This is a genomic window from Siminovitchia sediminis, from assembly GCF_042680885.1.
Classification (GTDB): domain Bacteria; phylum Bacillota; class Bacilli; order Bacillales; family Bacillaceae_C; genus Siminovitchia; species Siminovitchia sediminis.
This window is the reverse complement of record NZ_JBHUEO010000017.1, coordinates 24,594-44,303: the sequence shown is the minus strand read 5'-3', so window position 1 is coordinate 44,303 and position 19,710 is coordinate 24,594. Positions and strand designations below refer to the sequence as shown.

Below are 19,710 nucleotides of genomic sequence, written 5' to 3'. Positions count from 1 at the left end.
ACCGGCAGGACTTTCCCCCTAATCTGCCCATGCCCAGCCACTTGTGCTATTGCTCCTCGCAGAAGCTCCCATCCTTGCTGCTTTTCTTTGGTACAATTTTTGCATTCATTAAGTCGGTAAGGGAGGGAAAATGGCATGGAGAAGAATGTATCAAAGATTTACCGGAGCGTCCAGCGATATTATACCGGGGCCGTTTTTAAGGCCAAGAATGATGTCTTTGTCTGCAGTTGGCAGGATCCTGTCTGAGATGGATGGTAAAAACAGGTCAAGGACCTTTGCTTGCTGAGGATGCAAGCGGTTGTAATAGAAATAACCTTGATTCATTCCAGAAAGATACAAGAAGGAGGGTTTTCTATGTTAAGCATGGTTGGACTGATTGCCGGTTTATTTCTATTAACCTGGCTAACTATGAGAGGCATGAACCTTCTCATTGTAGGACCGCTATCGGCTTTGGTTGTCGCCCTTTTCAGCGGGATGCCGATGTTTGCGCAAACAGCCCCTACTGAAGACACAGCTAATTTTGTTACAAGTTATATGGAAGGGTTTTCAAGTTTTGTCACCTCGTGGTATCTGATGTTTTTGCTTGGTGCCATTTTTGGAAAAGTAATGGAAGACAGCGGCGCTGCGGACAGCGTGTCTAAGTGGGTTGTTTCCAAACTGGGAATGAAATATGCGGTACTGGCCATTGTTGCTGCGTGTGCCATATTAACCTATGGAGGGGTAAGTCTTTTTGTTGTAGCATTTTCCGTATATCCGATGGCCATTAGTTTATTTAAACAGGCGAACCTTCCCCGCCGGTTTATTCCGGGAACGCTCGCATTTGGTTCAGTCACTTTTACAATGACATCAGCAGGTTCTCCGGAAATTCAGAACTGGATTCCCATCCCCTATTTGGGCACAAGTCCTTATGCCGGATGGGAAGTCAGCCTGATCGTCGCCTTATTTATGATGTTTTTTGGTTATTGGTGGCTGAAAAAAATGATATCCGGGGCAGTGGCCAGAGGAGAAACGTTTTCAGCCAGAGAGGACGATCCTGTGAACGAAAGGGAAAAGCTTCCCAACCCTATACTCAGTTTCATTCCTTTGCTGGTTGTTCTCATCATTTCTTTTATTTATCACGATTCATTAAAACAATCGGCTCTTATACTAGCATTGCTTGGCGGAAGCGTAGCGGCCTATCTTTTAAACCGTACGTATTTCTTAAATTTTGGGGCAGCAGTTACCGCCGGTACAATGGGAGCTCTGGTTGCGATCGCCAATACAGCAGCGGTAGTCGGATTCGGCAATGTAGCAAAACATGTTCCGGCTTTCGACACAGCCGTAAACGCCATGACGAGTATCCCTGGCAGCCCATTAATCGGCGGAGCTATTGCCGTAAGTGTTATTGCCGGAATAACCGGGTCGGCATCCGGCGGCCAGGCCATTGCCCTCCCGCTTATCGCACCGCATTATTTGGATATAGGTGTTAATCCGGAGGCCTTGCATAGGGTTGTGGCTATTTCCTCCGGTGTGCTCGATTCTATGCCCCATAATGGATACGTGGTGACAACCATCCGGGGAGTATGCGGAGAAACCCATAGAGATGCATACGGCGCGGTGGGAGCAATGACTGTCATTGTTCCTCTTATAGGTCTAGTCATTGCCATTCTTTTATTCTCTTTTGGTTTGGGTATCTGAAAAAGCACAAACGTCTGTTTAGCGCATACAAACTGGAGCATTTTACCATAAGATAAAGGAAACTCAAAGTGTTACACCTGTCCCGCCGAAGCAATCAACTTACCTATATGTACCCATTACACTCATGCTAAATGATTCAGGATGAGAAGAGAATTTCGTAGCTGATCGTACCGTACAGAACGAAAAAAAATTCACAATATAAATCATACGCAAATGGATGATCTTGTTATTTTAAAAAGGAGACATCTCAATGGTAAGAGATAAAGTGGTCTTTATAACGGGCGCAGCCCGGGGAATTGGATTGGAAATCGGAAAGAAGTTTGCGGAGAATGGAGCAAAAGTCATCCTCTCCGATTTGGAACAAGATAAGGTTGAATATGCTGCGATGAATCTGAAAAGCCGGGGCCTAAGAATTGAAGGGATCCCATGTAATGTGATGGAAGAAGATGAAATCCAGAGATCGATCACTCGTATTGTGCATAGTTATGGGAGGCTTGATGTTCTGATTAATAATGCAAGTCTGCAGCATGTCTCTTTAATAGAGGAATTTCCAACAGAAAAATTTGAACAAATGATTAAAATCATGCTAGTCGGTCCTTTTATGTGTACTAAGCATGCCTTTCCATTTATGAAACAACAGCAATTTGGACGCATCATTAATATGGCTTCCATCAATGGCCTGGTTGGTTTTTCCGGAAAATCTGCTTATAACAGCGCAAAGCATGGGCTCATCGGCTTAACGAAAGTTGCTGCTTTGGAAGGAGCAGAACATGGAATCACTGTGAATGCCCTTTGTCCTGGTTATGTAGATACCCCTCTGGTTAGAAATCAAATGGCTGACTTGGCTCAAACAAGAAATGTCGACATTGAAAAAGTCCTTGAAGAGGTCATTTACCCGCTTGTTCCACAAAAAAGACTTTTGGATGTGGCAGAAATAGCCGAATATGCCATTTTCCTTGCTGGAGCAGCGGCAAAAGGAGTGACCGGTCAAGCCGTTGTATTGGATGGCGGATATACCGCTCAATAACACTTCTTTTTGGAGCACCTGCATGGTTTTTAAATATATGATCGGTCGTCAAGGCTGCAGCCATGACGACCGGATTTTTCTGCTATTCCTTTGTCACAGGTGTATTCGGACCTTGTCACCGAAGTTAAAAACCATACAACATTCATTTATAATTTTCGGTTTGCTTTCCTGCCTTCTTCACTATTAAAGCCATGATTATACCAGCGAAAAAAATATTACTGGATGACATATAATGTGTCCATCGTAAGATCTGAAGGACTTTGGAAATAGGCCCCCATTTCATGCAGTTGCTTAATCGTCTCTATGTGCCTCTCGGTGATTTTCTCACCGGGATTGAGTAAAGGAATTCCAGGTGGGTAGGGGAGAACTGTTTCGCCGCATAATAAACCAGCAGCATCATCGAGTTTTACTTTACGACGCGGCCTGTTAAAGGCATCCTGCAAGCTCAGTTCCGGAGCGGACAACGTCCCTTCTTCATCAAACATCGATACTTCTGCTTTTTTACGGGAATGGGCCGGTTCAATCTGAATCCTTTGATCCACCGCCGTTATGGCACGGACCACTTTTTCAATATCTGCTTCATTTTCATTTAAGGAAAAAAGAAATACGATATTCCGGGGGTCACTGATTTCTGCCACTGCCCCCTCCTCATGAAATAAATCGAGTAATTGATATCCGGAAACCCCTTCATTTTTGGATGCAATAATCCACTTAAGCGGATCTCTGTATTGTACTTCTGGGCTTCCCGCCCATATGGTGAGGGACTGCAGTTCTGAAGAAAGTTCAACCCTTCTTTTTTCCAGCCGTTTGACAGTATCTCTCATTTGATTCCTTCCGTGCACCACTAAATACCTGCGCGCAAGATCCAAAGAGCCTAGCAGCAAATAGGACGGGCTTGTCGATTGAATCATACCGAGTACTCTTTCAAGACGTTCCAGGTCGACCAGGTCTCCTTTGACATGAAGCATGGAGGACATATGCAAGGCTGTCAGCATCTTATGAGTCGATTGGATGACTAAATTTGCCCCCATCGAAAGTGCAGACGGCGGCACTTCCTCCGCTTGTCCAAAATGGGCGCCATGAGCTTCATCGACGACAAGCGGAACACCCGCTTGCCGGCAGGCTTCTGAAATCCTTTTGAGATCCTGGCTCATACCGTAATAATTGGGATTTGTCACCCATACCCCCTTTATATCCGGATCCTCCTTTAATGCCTCTTCAATATAATGAAGATCCGATACCATGGCAGCTTTCGTTTCAGACTCAATCGCAGGTGAAATATAAACAGGTTGCGCCCCGGCCAGAAGTAAACCATTAAATACTGATTTATGCATATTGCGCTGAACAAGTACTTTGTCTCCCGGCTTGCACAATGTCAGCGCAATTCCCAAATTACCGATCGTACTTCCTCCTACGAGAAAGAATGTTTGATCGGCACCAAAAGCATTGGCTGCCAGGTCCTGTGCCTCTTTTATAGAATCTTTCGGCTGATGGAGATCATCGATTCCATTGGAACAAGTGGCATCTATTTTTAAGATTTCCGAAAAGTGACGTTGTGCCTCGAGGTCGAACACACGGCCATCTTTATGGCCCGGCACATGCAAAGATGTATGGTTGGCCTTTTCGTACTTACAAAGTGCTTCATACAATGGTGCTTTTGTATGATCCATAGGTCTTTTCTCTTTTGTTAACAAATTATCTGTCCTATTCATCTGTCTCCCCCATTTGCCTGTATGTATAAGCGCTTTCAACCCGAATGATAGGATACAAAGAAAATTCAGGTAAGTGAGTAAATTTATCGTATGATAAAATAGCCATTTGGTCAATTCATTTATCCTAAAAAACCCAGCCTTTGCAAAGACCGGGTTTCATAGGGTATCCGCATTCTTTTATTTTTTCAAATGGCTGGTGGGACAACGTGGCAATTTATTCTTTATCCTTGCAGCCGTTTATCGTAAAATCACATTCATTAAGCTGCACCATTTTTGTTTTCTTTACCAGCTTATATCCTAACCAAACCACGAGGAACAGCGGTAATCCTATATAGGAAATCAGCGCACCGTTCCAATCGATAGATCCATTTGTGAAAGCGCTGTAGTTTTGGCCCAGTATTACAAATATACATAGAGCAAGGGCAAACAGCGGACCGAACGGAAACCATTTTGCCAGATAAGGCAGATCGTTTAAATCTCTTCCTTGAGCAATATAGGCTTTCCGGAAACGATAATGGCTCCACGAAATACCTACCCATGCAATAAAGCCGGACATGCCGGATGCATTCAATAACCAGATATAAACAGCTCCATCTCCGAAAAAAGAAGCCAAAAACGCCAGACATCCTACCATGGAGGTTACAATTAATGCCCTGACAGGCACGCCCCGATGATCCAGCTTAGATAAAAACTTGGGGGCTTTTCTATCCCTGGCCAGATCCCATAACATCCGTGTGGAAGCATATAATCCTGAGCTTCCTGCAGAAAGCACAGAAGTTAATATAATAGCATTCATTACGGATGCAGCAAAGGCCACGCCTGCCTGTTCAAAAACAAGCGTAAACGGACTTACGGTAACATCTTCACTGGCAAGGCTTTCGGTCGTATATGGAATAATTAAACTGATGATAAGGATTGCAAAAATATAAAAAAGCAATATTCTCCAAAAAACTGAGCGAACTGCTTTCGGTATGGACTTGGATGGATTATCTGTCTCACCGGCAGCAACCCCAAACAGTTCGGTTCCCTGAAATGAATAACCTGCTGCCATAAATATACCAAGGATCGTCATAAATCCGCCGTTAAAGGGACCTTCACCAATTGTAAAGTTTTTAAATCCGATATATTCCCCGCCTATAATGCCAAATATCATCAGCACACCGATGATAAGGAAAACGATAACAGTTACAACTTTTATCATGGAAAACCAGTATTCTGATTCACCAAAGCCTTTGACAGATAAATAGTTCAATAGAAATATGAGTCCCAGAGCCAGCCCGCTCCAAAGAATTGAAGAGCTGTCCGGGAACCAGAACTTCATAATTAAGTTGACAGCTGCCAACTCGGAAGCAATGGTAATCGCCCAGTTATACCAATAGTTCCAGCCTAAGGCAAATCCAAAAGCAGGATCTACAAATCGGCTGCCATACGTGCTGAAAGAACCGGCAACTGGCATAAACGCAGACATTTCAGCCAGACTTACCATGACAAAGTACACCATTAAGCCAATAGCTCCGTAGGCTAGAAGGGCACCGCCGGGCCCAGCTGTATGGATGGCAGTTCCACTGGCGAGAAATAAACCGGTTCCAATTGTGCCGCCAAGTGCAATCATTGTTAAGTGCCTTGACTTTAAGTTCCTTTTCAGTTCCTGATTAGGTGGATTTTCCATTTTATATTCATTGCTTGCTGTATTCGTTGATTGGGCGGCAAAATTCGACATAAACAAAGCACCTCTCTTTACTTGGTGACGTGTTGACATCTGCTTTTTACATATTTTACTCTTCTTTTTTTAATGCTTTTACCCGTTCAGGTACCCCGGCCGCTCGATGTGGATTCATGCAGCCGGGTATTAAACTACTTGATGACAAATAGTGTTTTCATAGTGTCATCCGAAGGACTTTGGAAATAAGCCCCCATATCATGCAGCTGTTTAATCGTTTCTATATGCGTTTTCGTTATTTTTTCACCGGGTGTTAATAAGGGAATGCCTGGAGGATAAGGTAAGACAGTTTCTGCACAAAGACGCCCCACGGTCTCCTCCAATTCTACCCGATGTCGCGGTTTGTGGAAGGCCTCTCCCAAAGAGACCGCCGGTTTTTGCAATGTGCCTTCTTCTGCAAAAAGAACGACTTCTTTAGCCGGCTTTTTATTTGCAGGGAAGGTTAACAATTTTTGGTCAACTGCTTTTATTGCGTGCACTACTTTGTCAATGTCTTCTTCCTTTTCATTTAAAGAAAATAAAAAGACGATGTTACGGGGATCACTGATTTCTGCTGTGCATCCCTCTTCGTAAAATAAATCAAGAAGCTGGTAACCTGTGACTGTTCCAGTTTTCGATGAAATGATCCATTTTAACGGATCCCTTTTGTGAACTTCTATACTGCCTTCCCAAATAGACAGGGACTGCAGTTCATCAGCAAGGCGGATTCTACTTTGTTCCAGACGCTTTACTGTCTTAGTTAATTCCTTCCTGCCTTTTTCAACCAGATACCTCCTGGCGAGATCCAGAGAGGCCAGCAAAGGATAAGATGGACTCGTTGATTGAATCATTCCCAGTACTTGAGATAATCTTTCCCGATTTATTAATTGACCCTTTACATGAAGCATGGATGCCATTGTCATCGCTGTCAGCATTTTGTGCGTGGATTGAATAACCAAGTCGGCTCCTTGAGAAAGAGCTGAAGGAGGAACGACATCCGCCTGCCCAAAATGCGCACCGTGCGCTTCATCCACAATGAGGGGCACTCCTGCCTGATGGCAAGACTCAGCCAGCCTGCTAATATTTTGGCTCATTCCGTAATAATTAGGGTTTGTAATCCAGACTGCTTTGCTATCAGGATGTTTTTTTAAGGCTTCTTCAATATAATAGATATCTGAAACCATTGCTGCTTTTGTCTCTGACTCAACGGCCGGGGCAATATAAACAGGATGTGCACCTGCCAAAAGCAATCCGTGGAAAACAGATTTATGCATATTCCTCTGCACTAATATTTTGTCCCCTGGACCGCATAAAGTTAACGCTGCACCAATGTTTCCAATTGTGCTGCCTCCGACAAGAAAATAAGTGTGATCGGCTCCAAAAGCATCTGCAGCCAAAGACTGTGCCTCAGCTATAAAATCCTGTGGATGATGGAGATCATCGATTCCTACTGATTCGGTGGCGTCGATTTTCAGAACATCGTAAAAATGATCATAGCCCTTTTCGTCAAAGACCCGCCCATCTTTGTGGCCCGGCACATGCATAGATGTGCGTTTGCTTTTTTCATATTCGCATAATGCTTCATATAAAGGGGCTTTATGATGGTCCTTTTTATTTAACATATTTTCCATTTGTGAATAATCCAAGCTCAATTCCATTCTCCTCCCAGTCCCTTTTGATGATAAACAAGACAACGTTTACATCTATTCTGTCTCCCCCATATGTTTGGGGCCGTTCACATAAAAAACTTGCAATTTCCGTGCCAGCATAATTTACTGCACATAAAACCTTAAGGGTACAGGGTTTAAAGGGAATAGGCCTTTATCAGGGAAGGAAAAGAATATGAAGTAACTGCCGGTTTTTCGGCAGCAGAAAACCTTTTTATTGTAAAGCAGGATCGTTCAATAAACAAATCAGACGAAAAGAAACGGTTTTGTTCTCTTCGTCTGTCTCCAAAAAAATTATTGTAATTTTTTCATTTTATATTGTAAGGTCTGCCTTGGAATACCCAGTAATTTTGCAGCTTGGTAAACATTTCCCTCCGTTTTATGGAGTGCTTCTGTTATCAGGTTCCTTTCCGTTTCCAGCAGTGCTTCCCGCAAGGGTTTGAACTCTTTATTCTCTACCGCATCCTCATCAGAAAAAGTGCGTTCTGCAATGTGCAGAGGAAGATACTCTTTGGTAATCTCGTGACCGTCCATGATATTCATCGCTGATTCAATTGCATGTTCCAGCTCCCGGACATTACCGGGCCAAGTATAATTGTGAAATAAATGCAGTACCTCTTCATCTATTTGTGTAACAGAGGTGCCGAATTTCAAATTGTACTTTCGAATAAAGTGATCTGCCAAAATAGGAATATCCCCCTTCCTTTCTCTGAGTGGAGGAATATTTAAATGAACGACATTCAGCCGGTAATAAAGATCCAGACGCAGCGTTTTTTCTTCCAAACATTTTTCTGCCGGTTCATTCATGGCAGCAATGATCCGGACATTGACAGTCTTTTCTTTTGTTGCACCTATCCTGCGAATCCTTCCATTTTCTAAAACTCTCAGTAATTTTGCTTGAATATCCAGCGGCATCGAGTTGAGTTCATCCAGAAACAACGTACCTCCGTCGGCAATTTCAAACAAGCCCGGCCGGTCCGAAGCACCGGTATAACTGCCTTTGGCCGTTCCAAAAAGGATTCCTTCCAACAGAGAAGAAGGAATTGCTGCGCAATTTTGTGCAATAAACGGGGAAGATTGGCGCGGTGATGCATTATGAATAGCCTGAACAAACAACTCTTTTCCTGTTCCTGTTTCCCCATAGATTAAAATAGGGGATACGGTCCTTGCCACCTTTGCAGCTTTTTCTTTCAATTTCATAAAGGATGGATCATTGGTGATGATATCCTTGATCTGATACTTTGCTCCCGTGTCCCCTTTCGAACCTCTTTTGTGACTTCCTGACGGTTCCACTTTAGCCTGAAGATCCAAAAGCCTTTCAGATAATTGTTTGATCTTTGTAACATCTTTTGATATTTCAACTGCGCCTACAATTTCACCATGTACCGTGATCGGCAACGTGGTATTGACTGTATCTATCAATCGGCCTCGTATATTATAGTAAGACTGTGGTTCATTATAAATAGGTGTACCCGTATGAATCGCCTTCAGCAAGGTACTAGTCTCTACGGATAAAGAAGGAAAAACATCGAGAACATGTTTCCCGAGAACTTCTTCTCCTTCTACCCCATCGAGTTTGGCTGCAACATGATTATAGAAAATGGTGATCCCTTTGGCGTCAACCGCATGAATTCCTTCATCAATCGTACTTAAAATGGCCTGAAGAATTTCCTTATCTTTGGTATCTGTTAAATTTAATAACATGGAAGTCGAAACTCCTTTATGTGGTCTCTCATGCTTGAATAAAAGTGCCGAATTTTCGTCAGTTACATGCCAAAAACTTAGCATATGATCATTATATGAAATATCAGTCATGAAATCGCCGTTTCTGCAGAAAAAAGACTCCGACTGGAATCGTTTTTGACCTGATGGTTAGTACGGTTCGGCCAAAATCTCTCTAACTCCTTCCATGATATCCGGTGCAGTGACTCCATACTTTGAAAGCTGCTTTGCTTTCTCTTCACCTGCACGGGCATGTATATAGCTTGCAGCTGCCATGGCTTCCGTCGCTGTTGCTCCCTGCCCGGTCAATGATGCGATCAGGCCGGTTAACACATCTCCGCTCCCTCCTTTGCCAAGCGCATCATTCCCCGAAGGATTGATCAAAACTTCTCCTTTTGGGGTAGCAATAATGGAACGATGCCCCTTCAGCAATAAATAAATGCCATGTTCTTTTGAAAAACTTGTGGCAGTACCTAATCGATCTTCCTCCACTTCTTTTACCGTACAATTTAGTAAATTTGCCATCTCTCCGGGATGAGGAGTAAAAATTACGTCTCCTTTATATTGTTTTAACAACTCTAAATGGTTTCTGGATAAATGGAGTGCATCTGCATCCACGATAACGGTTTGGCCTGTCAACATCCGGTAAAATCGTTTTATCCAGTTTTCTCCTTCCGGAAATTTCCCCATACCCGGACCTATTGCGATCACATCAAACTGCCCGATGCTAGCAGAAAGCTCATCCAAAGCACGATTTGAAAAATGACCATTGATTGCCGGCAATGGTAATAATAGAGCTTCTGAGGCCTGGGCAGCAGCCATAGGATAGACATTTTCCGGAATGCCCAGGGTCACAAGCCCGGCTCCTGACAGAATCGAGCTTTTCGCTGTAAAGATTGGGGCTCCTACATACGGGCGCGAGCCTCCCAAAACAAGCACATGGCCAAATGTTCCTTTGTGGCCGTCAGCCGGTCTTTTGGGGATGAACTTTCTCATAAGCTTTTCCGTTATCACCACAGGGAGCCGCAAGCCCAGTTGATTGGCAATGGAAAGCGGAACAGAAATGTCTTCCACTTTCCATTCACCAATATACTTGGGGCCGTCCTGCAGGAAAAAACCTATTTTTGGACATACGAAGGTAATCGTTTGATCTGCTTTGATAGCTTCATTTTCCGCCTTCCCCGTATCACTGTTCAAACCGCTTGGTATATCGACCGAAATGACAGGCTTATTCATACGGTTTACAATAGAGATCATATCAGCCATCGGTTGTCTAACCGGACCTTTCACTCCGGTTCCCAACATTGCATCGATTATGGCATCTGAAAGCTTCAGATGGTTGATAAACTTATCTCGTAATTCCTCATGATAGAAGCAAACCGGCAATTGACGGTTTCGATATGCTTCATAATGAATTTTTGCGTCCCCTTTTAACCGATGAGGATCTGCAACCATATAAAGTTTGCATTTGTATCCGGCGTCATGAAGCCTGCGGGCAACCACAAAACCGTCTCCGGCATTATTTCCGGATCCTGCCAGAACGATGATGTTTGTATGTGGCGAAGGAAACGCTTCCGTGATTTCCTTCACGACAGCAGCTCCGGCATTTTCCATTAAAACAACACCTGGTAGTCCCAGTGTGTCTATTGTATATTGATCCATCTGCTTCATTTCTTGCTGGCCGGCTGCATACATATCCATCCCACCTTCTATAACTTTATTATTAAAACGGTCAATGGCGGCTAACTCAAAAAACGAATGATGCTTGAGACCATTCGTTTTTGAGCTTTAAACTGCAGATTTTCTTTTTTTAATTTGTTTGCTTCTCAGCTGGCCGCAAGCTGCATCAATATCCGTACCCTGCTCCATTCGGACTCCGCAATGGATTCCATGCTTTTTCAATGTATCAAAGAATGTCCGTATGGCTTCAGGTTCACTTCTTTGATATTGGCCATGCTCGTCGACAGGATTGTATGGAATTAAATTAACATAGGCAAGATGTTTTCGCTTTTCAAGCAGTTTGGCTAATTCCAGTGCTTCTTTTTTATGGTCATTTACATCTTTTAATAAGATGTATTCAATCGTTACTCTTCGATTAGTCTTATCCAAATAATAATCAAGTGCTTCCATCAGCTTAGAAATAGGGAAAGCTCGATTGATCTTCATAATTTTTGTCCGGAGCTCATCATAGGGTGCATGAAGGGACAGGGCAAGATTTACTTGAACGTTTTCATCGGCAAAATCATAAATTTTATGAGCCAGTCCGCTCGTAGAAACCGTAATATGCCTTGCACCTATGGCAAGCCCTTTTGGATCATTGACAACCCGCAGGAAATTCATCAGATTGGAATAATTGTCAAATGGCTCGCCGATGCCCATCACCACGATATGGCTTACCCGCTCATCCTGTCCGCGGGAATCAAGATACTTTTGCACCTGCATAATTTGACCCACGATCTCTCCGCTGTTTAAATCCCGTTTTTTCTTTAATAGACCGCTGGCACAAAAGCTGCATCCTATATTACAGCCCACCTGGGTTGTAACGCAGACCGAAAGTCCATAATGAAAACTCATCAGAACGGTTTCTATGAGATTCCCATCTTCCAGTTCAAATAAAAATTTGATCGTCCCGTCCTCTGACTCCTGTTTGACCACCTGCTTTAAAGACTCAATCACAAAGTTCCGGTCCAACAATTCCAGACAGTCTTTATTGACGTTTTTCATTTCCGAAAAACGGCTGACTCGTTTTTTGTACAACCAGTCCCATACTTGCTGGGCACGAAACTTTTTCTGACCATGTCCTGCCAGCCACTCAGCCAATTGATCTATGGTTAAACTATATATTGATTTTTTCACTGTGTAACCCTCATTTCAATAAATCCCATGCTTTTATTATCATACTAACATCAGGGCTAGGAAACAACCCTTTTATACGGAGACAGTGAATCTTGGAAAAATTAGGGTTAACCAAGTCACCACTGGGAATAATGCATACAAAGATCTTAGTTTTGAAGGAGGTTCGCCCACTTATGGAAAAAGGCCACTCTTCTGTTTCTGACCATACATATGTAAAACGAAATCTGTTATCAGGTTTTTTGTTTGGAGTCGGGCTTGCTGCATTTCTTGATGAAGTACTTTTTCATCAATTGTTGCAGTGGCACCACTTTTACGATCAATCTACAACCCAAATGGGCATCATCTCGGATGGGTTATTCCATGCATTCAGCTGGTTTGCCACTGTTGGAGGCCTGTTTATGTTTGCTGATCTTCGCCGCAGGAAAAAGGCCTGGATCCAAAAATGGTGGGGCGGTGTGCTGCTGGGAACCGGCTTATTTCAATTGTACGATGGGCTGATTCAGCATAAAGTGTTGAGGATTCACCAAATCCGCTATGTTGAAAATTTATTTATATATGACCTGATATGGAATGTAATAGCAATCTTTTTATTGATTACAGGAATGATGGTTATAAGATCCGACGGAGGGTCAAGGAGGAAAAAGAAACCATGAGCATAGCAGATTTTGTTCTCCTGCTAATCTTTTCATTGATGGTCGGGTTGTATATAACTGCAGGGATCAGCAGCAGTAAAAAGCCTCACTTAAAAAATTGGCCCATATACCGGTATCTCCTTTGGACAGCAGGAATTGCATCAGCAGCTGTCAGCGTCATCGGCCCCCTTGCGGAACAATCTCATGACAACTTTGTCATGCATATGATCGTGCATCTTCTGCTTGGAATGCTGGCCCCTTTGCTTCTTGTTCTCTCAGCCCCGTTCACGTTGGTATTGAGAAGTTTGGACAGAGCAAAAGCCCGGAAAGCAGCGGCCCTATTAAAAAGTACACTTGTCCGATATATAAGCCACCCTGTTACAGCCTCTTTCCTGAATATAGGTGGTTTGTGGATTTTATATACAACTGAGTTATTTCATCTTATGCATCAACATTTTTTTATACACGCATTGGTACATTTTCATCTCTTTTTGGCAGGTTATGTATTTACTGCTGCCATGATCTATGTGGACCCTGTATCACATCGCTTTAGTTATTTATACCGTGGAGTCGTTTTTATTTTTGCCCTTGCAGGCCACCAAATACTTGCCAAATACCTCTATGGTCATCCGCCGCTTCATTTCCCTTTGCAAGATGTCCAAGCAGGAGCAAAGCTCATGTATTATGGGGGGGATGCTATAGATCTGGTAATCATTTATATTTTCTTCCGCCAATGGTATCAATCAGCAAGGCCTCGCAGACAAGTTTCTGTTATATAAGCAGTCCCTGGTACAAGGGATTGCTTCTTTTATCTTTTTAACAACAAAGGGTATAATGAAAGTCATCTTCTCTAGGGAAAGGACTTTTTGCCAAGTTGAAAACGTTACAAGTAGAGAAAAAAAATTATTATCAATGGATGGTGCTGGTTGTTGCTACCGTTGCACAGACAACCGCCGCTTTTGTTACATTTGGAATGGGCCCCATGGCAGCTCTTTACCAGACTTCCTACAATTTATCACAATTTGAAACAGGTTTGATCGTATCTGCTGTAAACATCGGTCCCATTTTCTCCTTGATCATTTTTGGGAACTTAATGGATAAATATGGTGAAAAGTGGGTTGTAGGGATAGGATCTATCCTACTTGGATTCCATATACTTGTCTCCTATTTCATTCATAGTTACATAGTTTTATTGATCAATTTATTGTTTGCCGGCATCTGGTATGGCACGGCTCAGCCCGGAGGAAGCAGTGCCATCGTCAAGTGGTTCCCTGACAGGAACCGCGGCCTTGCCATGGGAATCAGACAGACCGGAATTCCGCTGGGAGGCGCCTTGGCAGCTGCGCTGCTCCCCTTTATTTTCTTCCAATACGGTTTGCCTCCTGCGGTTTTGGTTCAGGGGGGAATAGCCGTGATAGGAGGACTGGTCTTTCTTATATTATATAAAAATAAAACGAAAGAATACAAAAGGAGACAAGAGCTCCCATTCAAAGAAAAAATCATTCGGATCAAAAATAACACGCAGCTCTATCCAGTATTTTTTATTGGCGTGGCCATGGTCTCTGTACAACTTATTACGATTGCTCATTTGATGGGATATTTAACAAATGTCATTCATGTCGGACTCAGCCAGGCAGGCGTTTTTATGAGTCTGGCTTTGTTTGGCGGTATTTTAGGAAGAATCTTATTGGCATGGGTCAGTGATACCATTTTTCATGGTGACCGCGGAAAGCCCCTTCAGATAACGGCATGGTCTGCAGCTTTATGTATTCTTGGATTCATTTTGTCCCACGCCCACTTACCTGTCTGGATCATCGGAACACTTTGTTTGATCCACGGATTTTTTGGATTTGGTTGGTACAGCTTATTTATCGTCTTGGTGGCTGAGAGATCAGATACTCGCTTTATTGCCTTAACGGTCAGCTTTGCGTTAACACTGAATCAAATTTTTATTGTTGCGTCACCAGCGCTTTTTGGTTTGTTGGTTGACCAATTGAATGGTTATACTATCCCTTTTGCCCTCTTGGCGGCTGCTGTATGTGCCGGAGGCATTTGGCTCAAAGTTTCTGAAACAAAAAATACGGCAGGTGATTAAAGAATGCTGAATGAGCAAACGTGCCCGATCTGCAAAAACATTCATCCATGTCACTATTCTCCCGACAAAAATTTTCCGAACTGCTGGTGTGCAAAAGAATCGTTTCCTCAAAAACTTTTTGAACACGTACCAAAGGATCACTTGTATAAAACTTGTGTATGCAAAGAATGTATGGCAGACATTAAAAAACAATATGAATAATTTACATAATATTATTATAGTAAACAGCAGCGCGTGAATAAATCTATATCCATAACACACAGCACGATCGCTTATATACCCGGGAAGGCCTTTTTGTATAAAGGAATAGTATTTAAACGGTTGTTCACAGTAATCCCCTGCCCTCTATCCAATCTCTGGCCATTTTATGAAAAAGGGCTGGTTTGGCCAATGGAAACCCATGTCCAACTCCGCCGATCATCAGCCCTTGGCAGTTTGGATTGCTTTGGGAAATTTTTTTGGCAGATTGTTTCATCCAATGATTTTCTTTTTCTCCAACCGTAATCAGTATGTTGGCGGTAGCATGCTTAAACGTATCTGGAATGACAAATGACATGTTCTCTTGTAGTATTCGGAGCAGGGTTTCCTTTTCCATCTGACTTGTATCGTGGAAATACTTTTCAAAGTCGTCATCATGGATGTACAATACTTTTGATTGGAGCCGTGAAAAAGCCCTCGATCGGGTTAATGGAAATAAAAGTGTAACCCATGGTTCCAACATTTGTATACCCAAAGGAATGGGATCGGCCAAAGCACTGTTTATCATAGCATAATGAATGAATTCAGGTTCTTCAGAAAGGATTTGCAAAGCAATTTGTGCACCCAGAGAAAAACCTATAATAATGATCTTTTTCCCCTTTCCTTTTTCGTTTATTAATTCAATAACCTTCTCCGCACTGGAAATGATGGAAAACTCCTTCTCTTCCCTACTCTTTCCATGTTTCGGAAGATCAGGAACAATGCAGTGATAGTCATGAAAATATTGAACCTGATGATCCCACATCCAGCCTGCTGCACCTCCGCCATGCAAAAATATCATCAACGGCCGGTCTCTGCTGCCCCATTCACGATAAAACATAATCAAATCCGCACCTTTCTTATTTAAATACTCAAAATTATGTTATGATAAAACAAAAAAGGAGATGTACCTATGAATTATATTGTTGCAATGATGAAAACCATTGACAAGGAGAAAGACGCCAAGATATTGAAGGATCATATTGAATATCTCAATAAACAGATCGAAAAGGGGAAGATACTGGCTAAAGGTCCTTTTCTTGATCATTCCGGCGGTCTGATCATTTTTGGAGTAAAGTCTATGGAAGAAGCACAGCAAATTGCAGACCATGACCCGGCGGCCATCCATCAAACACGTGAGTTTATTTTAAAGGAGTGGAAATGCTCAACAACTCTCGCTAAAGGCTAATTTTATATCCGTTGAATACCATTTATCCGGTTATAAAATTCCTGACAGGCGAGCAAAACATGGTAATTTCAATAAGGCATTCCTTTGTGTTTCCTCCATTGGTTAAAAAGTGACAACTTTGACAACTGGACAATCTGAAAAAGGACTATGCATGATCGGGCACAGTCCTTGCATATCGTACTTGGATAGGGAGACTGCCTTTTTTGTTTCCTCCCTCTTCCTCCCCATTAATATCAATCTTTTCACAGCCTGAATACAGGCAGGAGTAAATTTCTACATCCTCTTTTGCTTTGGACAGCCCTTTTAAGTAGGGTGTAACCAAATCCTTGAAATCAGCTTCGACTCCCTTTTCCTCCAGAAGACCGTGGACATATAATTTTTTATCATCAAATAAAAAAGCAACATTCCCTACTGCTTTTCCTTTTGAATCAACAATGTTTAACAGCTGAAAATGCGGATTGATTACTTCCGGTGAAAAATAAATTTCCAATGGTATTTTCTCCTTTACGTGAACTTTAATTGCTCAAACAATGAATCTGTCCCTTTTTCCGACCCTTTTTTTACAACCCGGATAAAAAATAAACATAGGAGAAGTGCCAAGAACGTAATTCCTGCGGTTGTCAGAAACATTCCGGCTCTGGACCACTCCATCAATGCGCTAAATACAGGGGGACCAATGGCTACACCAAGAAATCTGACTGACCCATATAACGACGTAACAAAGCCGCGCTTTTCAGCAGAAACGGCCCCGGTAATAAAGCTGTTAATACAGGGGAGAACCAATCCGGTCCCTATACTGCTGAACACGAGAACTGAAAAAAAGGGAACCAAACCCGTAAAAAATGTTAAAGCGGAAAAAGAAGCTGTCATCAGGAAAAGTCCTATGAGTATGACTCTCTTCATAAGCTTCATATTTTTTCCGATTTTACTCCCAGTGAAGTAGGATGTAACAGTCATAAACAGAAGCGGGATAGCAAGGATCCCCCCTTTTAGGATCCCATCAATCTGATGGTCTTTTTCAAGAATATCTGAAATATAAAATAAAATGCCAAACAATGTAAATAAGCAGGCAGCCCCGGTAAAATAGGCAACGAGCAGCCAGCGTCCTTCCGTTTTAAAAACAGAACCAAGACCTTTTAGATAATTTCCGACAGTTGGCGGCTCCTCTTTTTTCTTCTTTTCCCTTACAAAAAATATCGTTAATAAGATCGAGATAATGCAAAATATAGGAAAGGCAAAGAAAACTGCATACCAGATCAGTAAAGCCAGCAATGAACCCAATATGGGGCTGATGACTTTTCCGAAACCGTTGGAGGCTTCCACCAGGCCCAAAACTTTGCTCTGTTCTCCCCCTTTAAATAAATCTCCTGTAAGAGCCATCGCAATGGGGGCTGTACCGGCAGCTCCTATTCCCTGCATGATCCTGCCTGCCAAAACCCATACATAAGGATCAGCAAACCACGCGGAAGCTGCTCCGGCCAATACACCCCCTGCTCCATATAAACTGAGAGCCGGAATGATAATGGCCTTACGGGAAAAGCGATCGGAAAGATAGCCCAATATCGGGATGGATATGGCGGCAGCCATAGAGAACACGGTGATGACCAGGCTGATTTTAAACTGGGATACATCAAACTCACTCTTCATTTTAGGCAAAATGGGGATAAGCATGGAGTTCCCCAATACTAAAATTAATGGGATTGAAGCAATGGCTGTGATCGTCATCCCTTTATTTTTTTGCTTCGGCAACTTTTTCCCTCCGATCCACAGTGTTTAGACCTTTATATTTTGCCGGGATGCTCAACCTTTTATACAAAACCTTCAAATCGTCATGTAAAAAAGCACTCATGTTAAAAATTTGAATAGTCTATTCCTAGAAAATGGAGGAGGCGGTTATCCATATGAAGTTTCTGGACTTACCCGAGAGAACAACAGGCAGCAGAAGTTATGGCATCACATCAGTTGTCGATTTTGGCATCCCTGTAAAGGAACTTGAACATATTTTGTTGGATTACAGCCATTTGATTGATATTGCCAAGTTGGGAATCGGCTCTGCTTATGTCACCCCAAATTTGGAAACAAAAGTCAATCTTTACAAAAAGTTTAATATTAAACCATACTGCGGTGGTACCTTATTTGAAAAAGCGTACTTTCAAAACAAATTAAAAGAGTATACAAACTTTTTAAAGGGGTTGGGCATTGAATGAATTGAAGTGTCGAACGGTACAGTGGACATTTCGTTACATGAGCGAATCGAGTTAGTTTCCCGATTAAAAAAGGAGTTTCATGTTATTGCCGAAGTAGGTTCCAAAGATTCCACAAAGTTCATGTCCACTGCTGATTGGGTAGATGAAATTAAGAAATTATTAAAGGCCGGCTGTCAATACGTGATTACGGAAGGCAGAGATTCGGGAACTTCGGGCATTTACGAGAAAAGCGGACAGATTAAATCCAAATTGGTGGAAGAATTGCTAAAGGAAGTGGATAATCGTAAAATTATTTTTGAAGCACCCCTTCCAAAGCATCAAATGTACTTTATTAATACGATTGGTCCCAATGTTAATTTAGGAAATGTAAAACTCTCGGATATTCTTATATTAGAATCCCAGAGATGCGGATTAAGGTGTGAAACGTTTTTTCTGGAGGAAAAAAATGCAGATTACGTTTATAAGACATTTGCCCACCCAGTGGAATAAAAAAACATGGCTGCAGGGCAGGCGCGATATTCCTATTTCTAACGTGACTGAGACTGACATAAAACAAATTCAAATGAATAAAAAACACCTGGAAAAGCTGCCCCCCTTTGAAGCAGTTGTAGCCAGCACACTCCAAAGGACACAACAGACAGCAAGATTATATGGATATGACCCGGAGATAGAACCATTGCTGGATGAATTGGATTTTGGCCAATTTGAAGGGGTGCCAAAAGAACAAATGATCTGCGCATGGAAGCATGAATGGTTCAATGATCCGAGTTCCCTTACCCTTGGTGAGCCTGTCTGCCAATTGGAAAATAGAATCAGGGATTTTTTTCAAAAATACAAAAGTCTCTCAAACCTTTTGGTTTTTGGTCACGGGGCATGGATTCGGGCTGCGTTGTCCCTTGTTGAGAACGGGAATATTAATCAAATGAACCGGCGTAAGCTTCACAACAATGAGTGCCTGACGATACAGGCGTTTCCGGATCAACGCTGATC

The 19,710-nt window shown here is 42.5% G+C and carries 17 protein-coding genes and 1 pseudogene; 9 read left to right on the top strand and 9 right to left on the bottom strand.

Annotation, left to right across the window (positions count from 1 at the left end):
* Positions 1-354: 354 nt before the first annotated feature.
* Together ACFSCZ_RS07580 and ACFSCZ_RS07575 are read left to right on the top strand one after the other, a co-directional pair.
* Positions 355-1,677 (top strand): GntP family permease, encoded by a 1,323-nt coding sequence (locus ACFSCZ_RS07580; protein ID WP_380773244.1) that lies wholly within the window; start codon positions 355-357, stop codon positions 1,675-1,677.
* A gap of 250 nt (positions 1,678-1,927) precedes the next feature.
* Positions 1,928-2,704, top strand: coding sequence for a 3-hydroxybutyrate dehydrogenase (locus tag ACFSCZ_RS07575; protein WP_380773243.1), 777 nt, complete (start codon positions 1,928-1,930; stop codon positions 2,702-2,704).
* Between the two features lie 215 nt (positions 2,705-2,919).
* Here ACFSCZ_RS07575 and ACFSCZ_RS07570 read toward each other — a convergent pair whose 3' ends face one another.
* The 6 genes from ACFSCZ_RS07570 to rlmN form a co-directional block, all read right to left on the bottom strand.
* A complete protein-coding gene (locus ACFSCZ_RS07570) occupies positions 2,920-4,416 on the bottom strand; it encodes an aminotransferase class I/II-fold pyridoxal phosphate-dependent enzyme (RefSeq protein WP_380773242.1) in 1,497 nt (498 codons plus the stop codon).
* A 214-nt stretch (positions 4,417-4,630) separates the two neighbouring features.
* Complete coding sequence (locus ACFSCZ_RS07565) at positions 4,631-6,085, bottom strand: amino acid permease (RefSeq protein WP_380773334.1); 1,455 nt, start codon at positions 6,083-6,085, stop codon at positions 4,631-4,633.
* Between the two features lie 185 nt (positions 6,086-6,270).
* The gene (locus ACFSCZ_RS07560; protein WP_380773241.1) at positions 6,271-7,773 is read right to left on the bottom strand and encodes an aminotransferase class I/II-fold pyridoxal phosphate-dependent enzyme; all 1,503 of its coding nucleotides are present in this window, start codon (positions 7,771-7,773) and stop codon (positions 6,271-6,273) included.
* Positions 7,774-8,076: 303 nt separating this feature from the next.
* Entirely contained in the window at positions 8,077-9,486 is a 1,410-nt protein-coding gene (locus tag ACFSCZ_RS07555; RefSeq protein ID WP_380773240.1) for a sigma-54 interaction domain-containing protein, read from the bottom strand.
* 168 nt (positions 9,487-9,654) lie between these two features.
* A complete protein-coding gene (locus ACFSCZ_RS07550; protein ID WP_380773239.1) occupies positions 9,655-11,199 on the bottom strand; it encodes an NAD(P)H-hydrate dehydratase in 1,545 nt (514 codons plus the stop codon).
* A gap of 93 nt (positions 11,200-11,292) precedes the next feature.
* Complete coding sequence (rlmN, locus tag ACFSCZ_RS07545; RefSeq protein ID WP_380773238.1) at positions 11,293-12,360, bottom strand: dual-specificity RNA methyltransferase RlmN; 1,068 nt, start codon at positions 12,358-12,360, stop codon at positions 11,293-11,295.
* A gap of 173 nt (positions 12,361-12,533) precedes the next feature.
* On the opposite strand from rlmN, the gene ACFSCZ_RS07540 reads away from it, so the two are divergent.
* The 4 genes from ACFSCZ_RS07540 (at position 12,534) to ACFSCZ_RS07525 (ending at position 15,288) form a co-directional block, all read left to right on the top strand.
* Positions 12,534-13,013, top strand: coding sequence for a DUF2243 domain-containing protein (locus ACFSCZ_RS07540; RefSeq protein WP_380773236.1), 480 nt, complete (start codon positions 12,534-12,536; stop codon positions 13,011-13,013).
* Positions 13,010-13,771: a cytochrome c oxidase assembly protein gene (locus ACFSCZ_RS07535; RefSeq protein WP_380773235.1), complete on the top strand. Its 762-nt coding sequence runs from the start codon at positions 13,010-13,012 to the stop codon at positions 13,769-13,771. Before ACFSCZ_RS07540 ends, ACFSCZ_RS07535 begins: the two co-directional genes overlap by 4 nt.
* A 137-nt stretch (positions 13,772-13,908) precedes the next feature.
* A complete protein-coding gene (locus tag ACFSCZ_RS07530) occupies positions 13,909-15,087 on the top strand; it encodes an MFS transporter (RefSeq protein WP_380773333.1) in 1,179 nt (392 codons plus the stop codon).
* Positions 15,088-15,090: 3 nt separating this feature from the next.
* Positions 15,091-15,288 (top strand): cysteine-rich CWC family protein, encoded by a 198-nt coding sequence (locus ACFSCZ_RS07525; RefSeq protein ID WP_380773234.1) that lies wholly within the window; start codon positions 15,091-15,093, stop codon positions 15,286-15,288.
* Positions 15,289-15,412: 124 nt separating this feature from the next.
* On the opposite strand, the gene ACFSCZ_RS07520 is transcribed toward ACFSCZ_RS07525, so the two are convergent.
* Positions 15,413-16,171, bottom strand: coding sequence for an alpha/beta fold hydrolase (locus ACFSCZ_RS07520; protein WP_380773233.1), 759 nt, complete (start codon positions 16,169-16,171; stop codon positions 15,413-15,415).
* A 66-nt stretch (positions 16,172-16,237) separates the two neighbouring features.
* Between ACFSCZ_RS07520 and ACFSCZ_RS07515 the strand changes: the two genes are divergently transcribed.
* The gene (locus ACFSCZ_RS07515) at positions 16,238-16,513 is read left to right on the top strand and encodes a YciI family protein (protein WP_380773231.1); all 276 of its coding nucleotides are present in this window, start codon (positions 16,238-16,240) and stop codon (positions 16,511-16,513) included.
* A gap of 145 nt (positions 16,514-16,658) precedes the next feature.
* Here the strand turns inward: ACFSCZ_RS07515 and ACFSCZ_RS07510 are convergent, their stop codons facing one another.
* Positions 16,659-17,003, bottom strand: coding sequence for a hypothetical protein (locus ACFSCZ_RS07510; protein ID WP_380773230.1), 345 nt, complete (start codon positions 17,001-17,003; stop codon positions 16,659-16,661).
* A 14-nt stretch (positions 17,004-17,017) separates the two neighbouring features.
* Positions 17,018-18,238 carry an MFS transporter gene (locus tag ACFSCZ_RS07505; protein ID WP_380773332.1) on the bottom strand — a complete coding sequence of 407 codons (1,221 nt, stop codon included), beginning with the start codon at positions 18,236-18,238 and terminating at the stop codon, positions 17,018-17,020.
* 155 nt (positions 18,239-18,393) lie between these two features.
* Between ACFSCZ_RS07505 and ACFSCZ_RS07500 the strand changes: the two are divergent.
* Together ACFSCZ_RS07500 and ACFSCZ_RS07495 are read left to right on the top strand one after the other, a co-directional pair.
* Positions 18,394-19,209, top strand: a pseudogene (locus tag ACFSCZ_RS07500) (phosphosulfolactate synthase).
* Positions 19,166-19,708, top strand: coding sequence for a histidine phosphatase family protein (locus ACFSCZ_RS07495; RefSeq protein WP_380773229.1), 543 nt, complete (start codon positions 19,166-19,168; stop codon positions 19,706-19,708). The pseudogene ACFSCZ_RS07500 and the gene ACFSCZ_RS07495 overlap by 44 nt, the downstream one beginning before the upstream one ends.
* Positions 19,709-19,710: the final 2 nt, after the last annotated feature.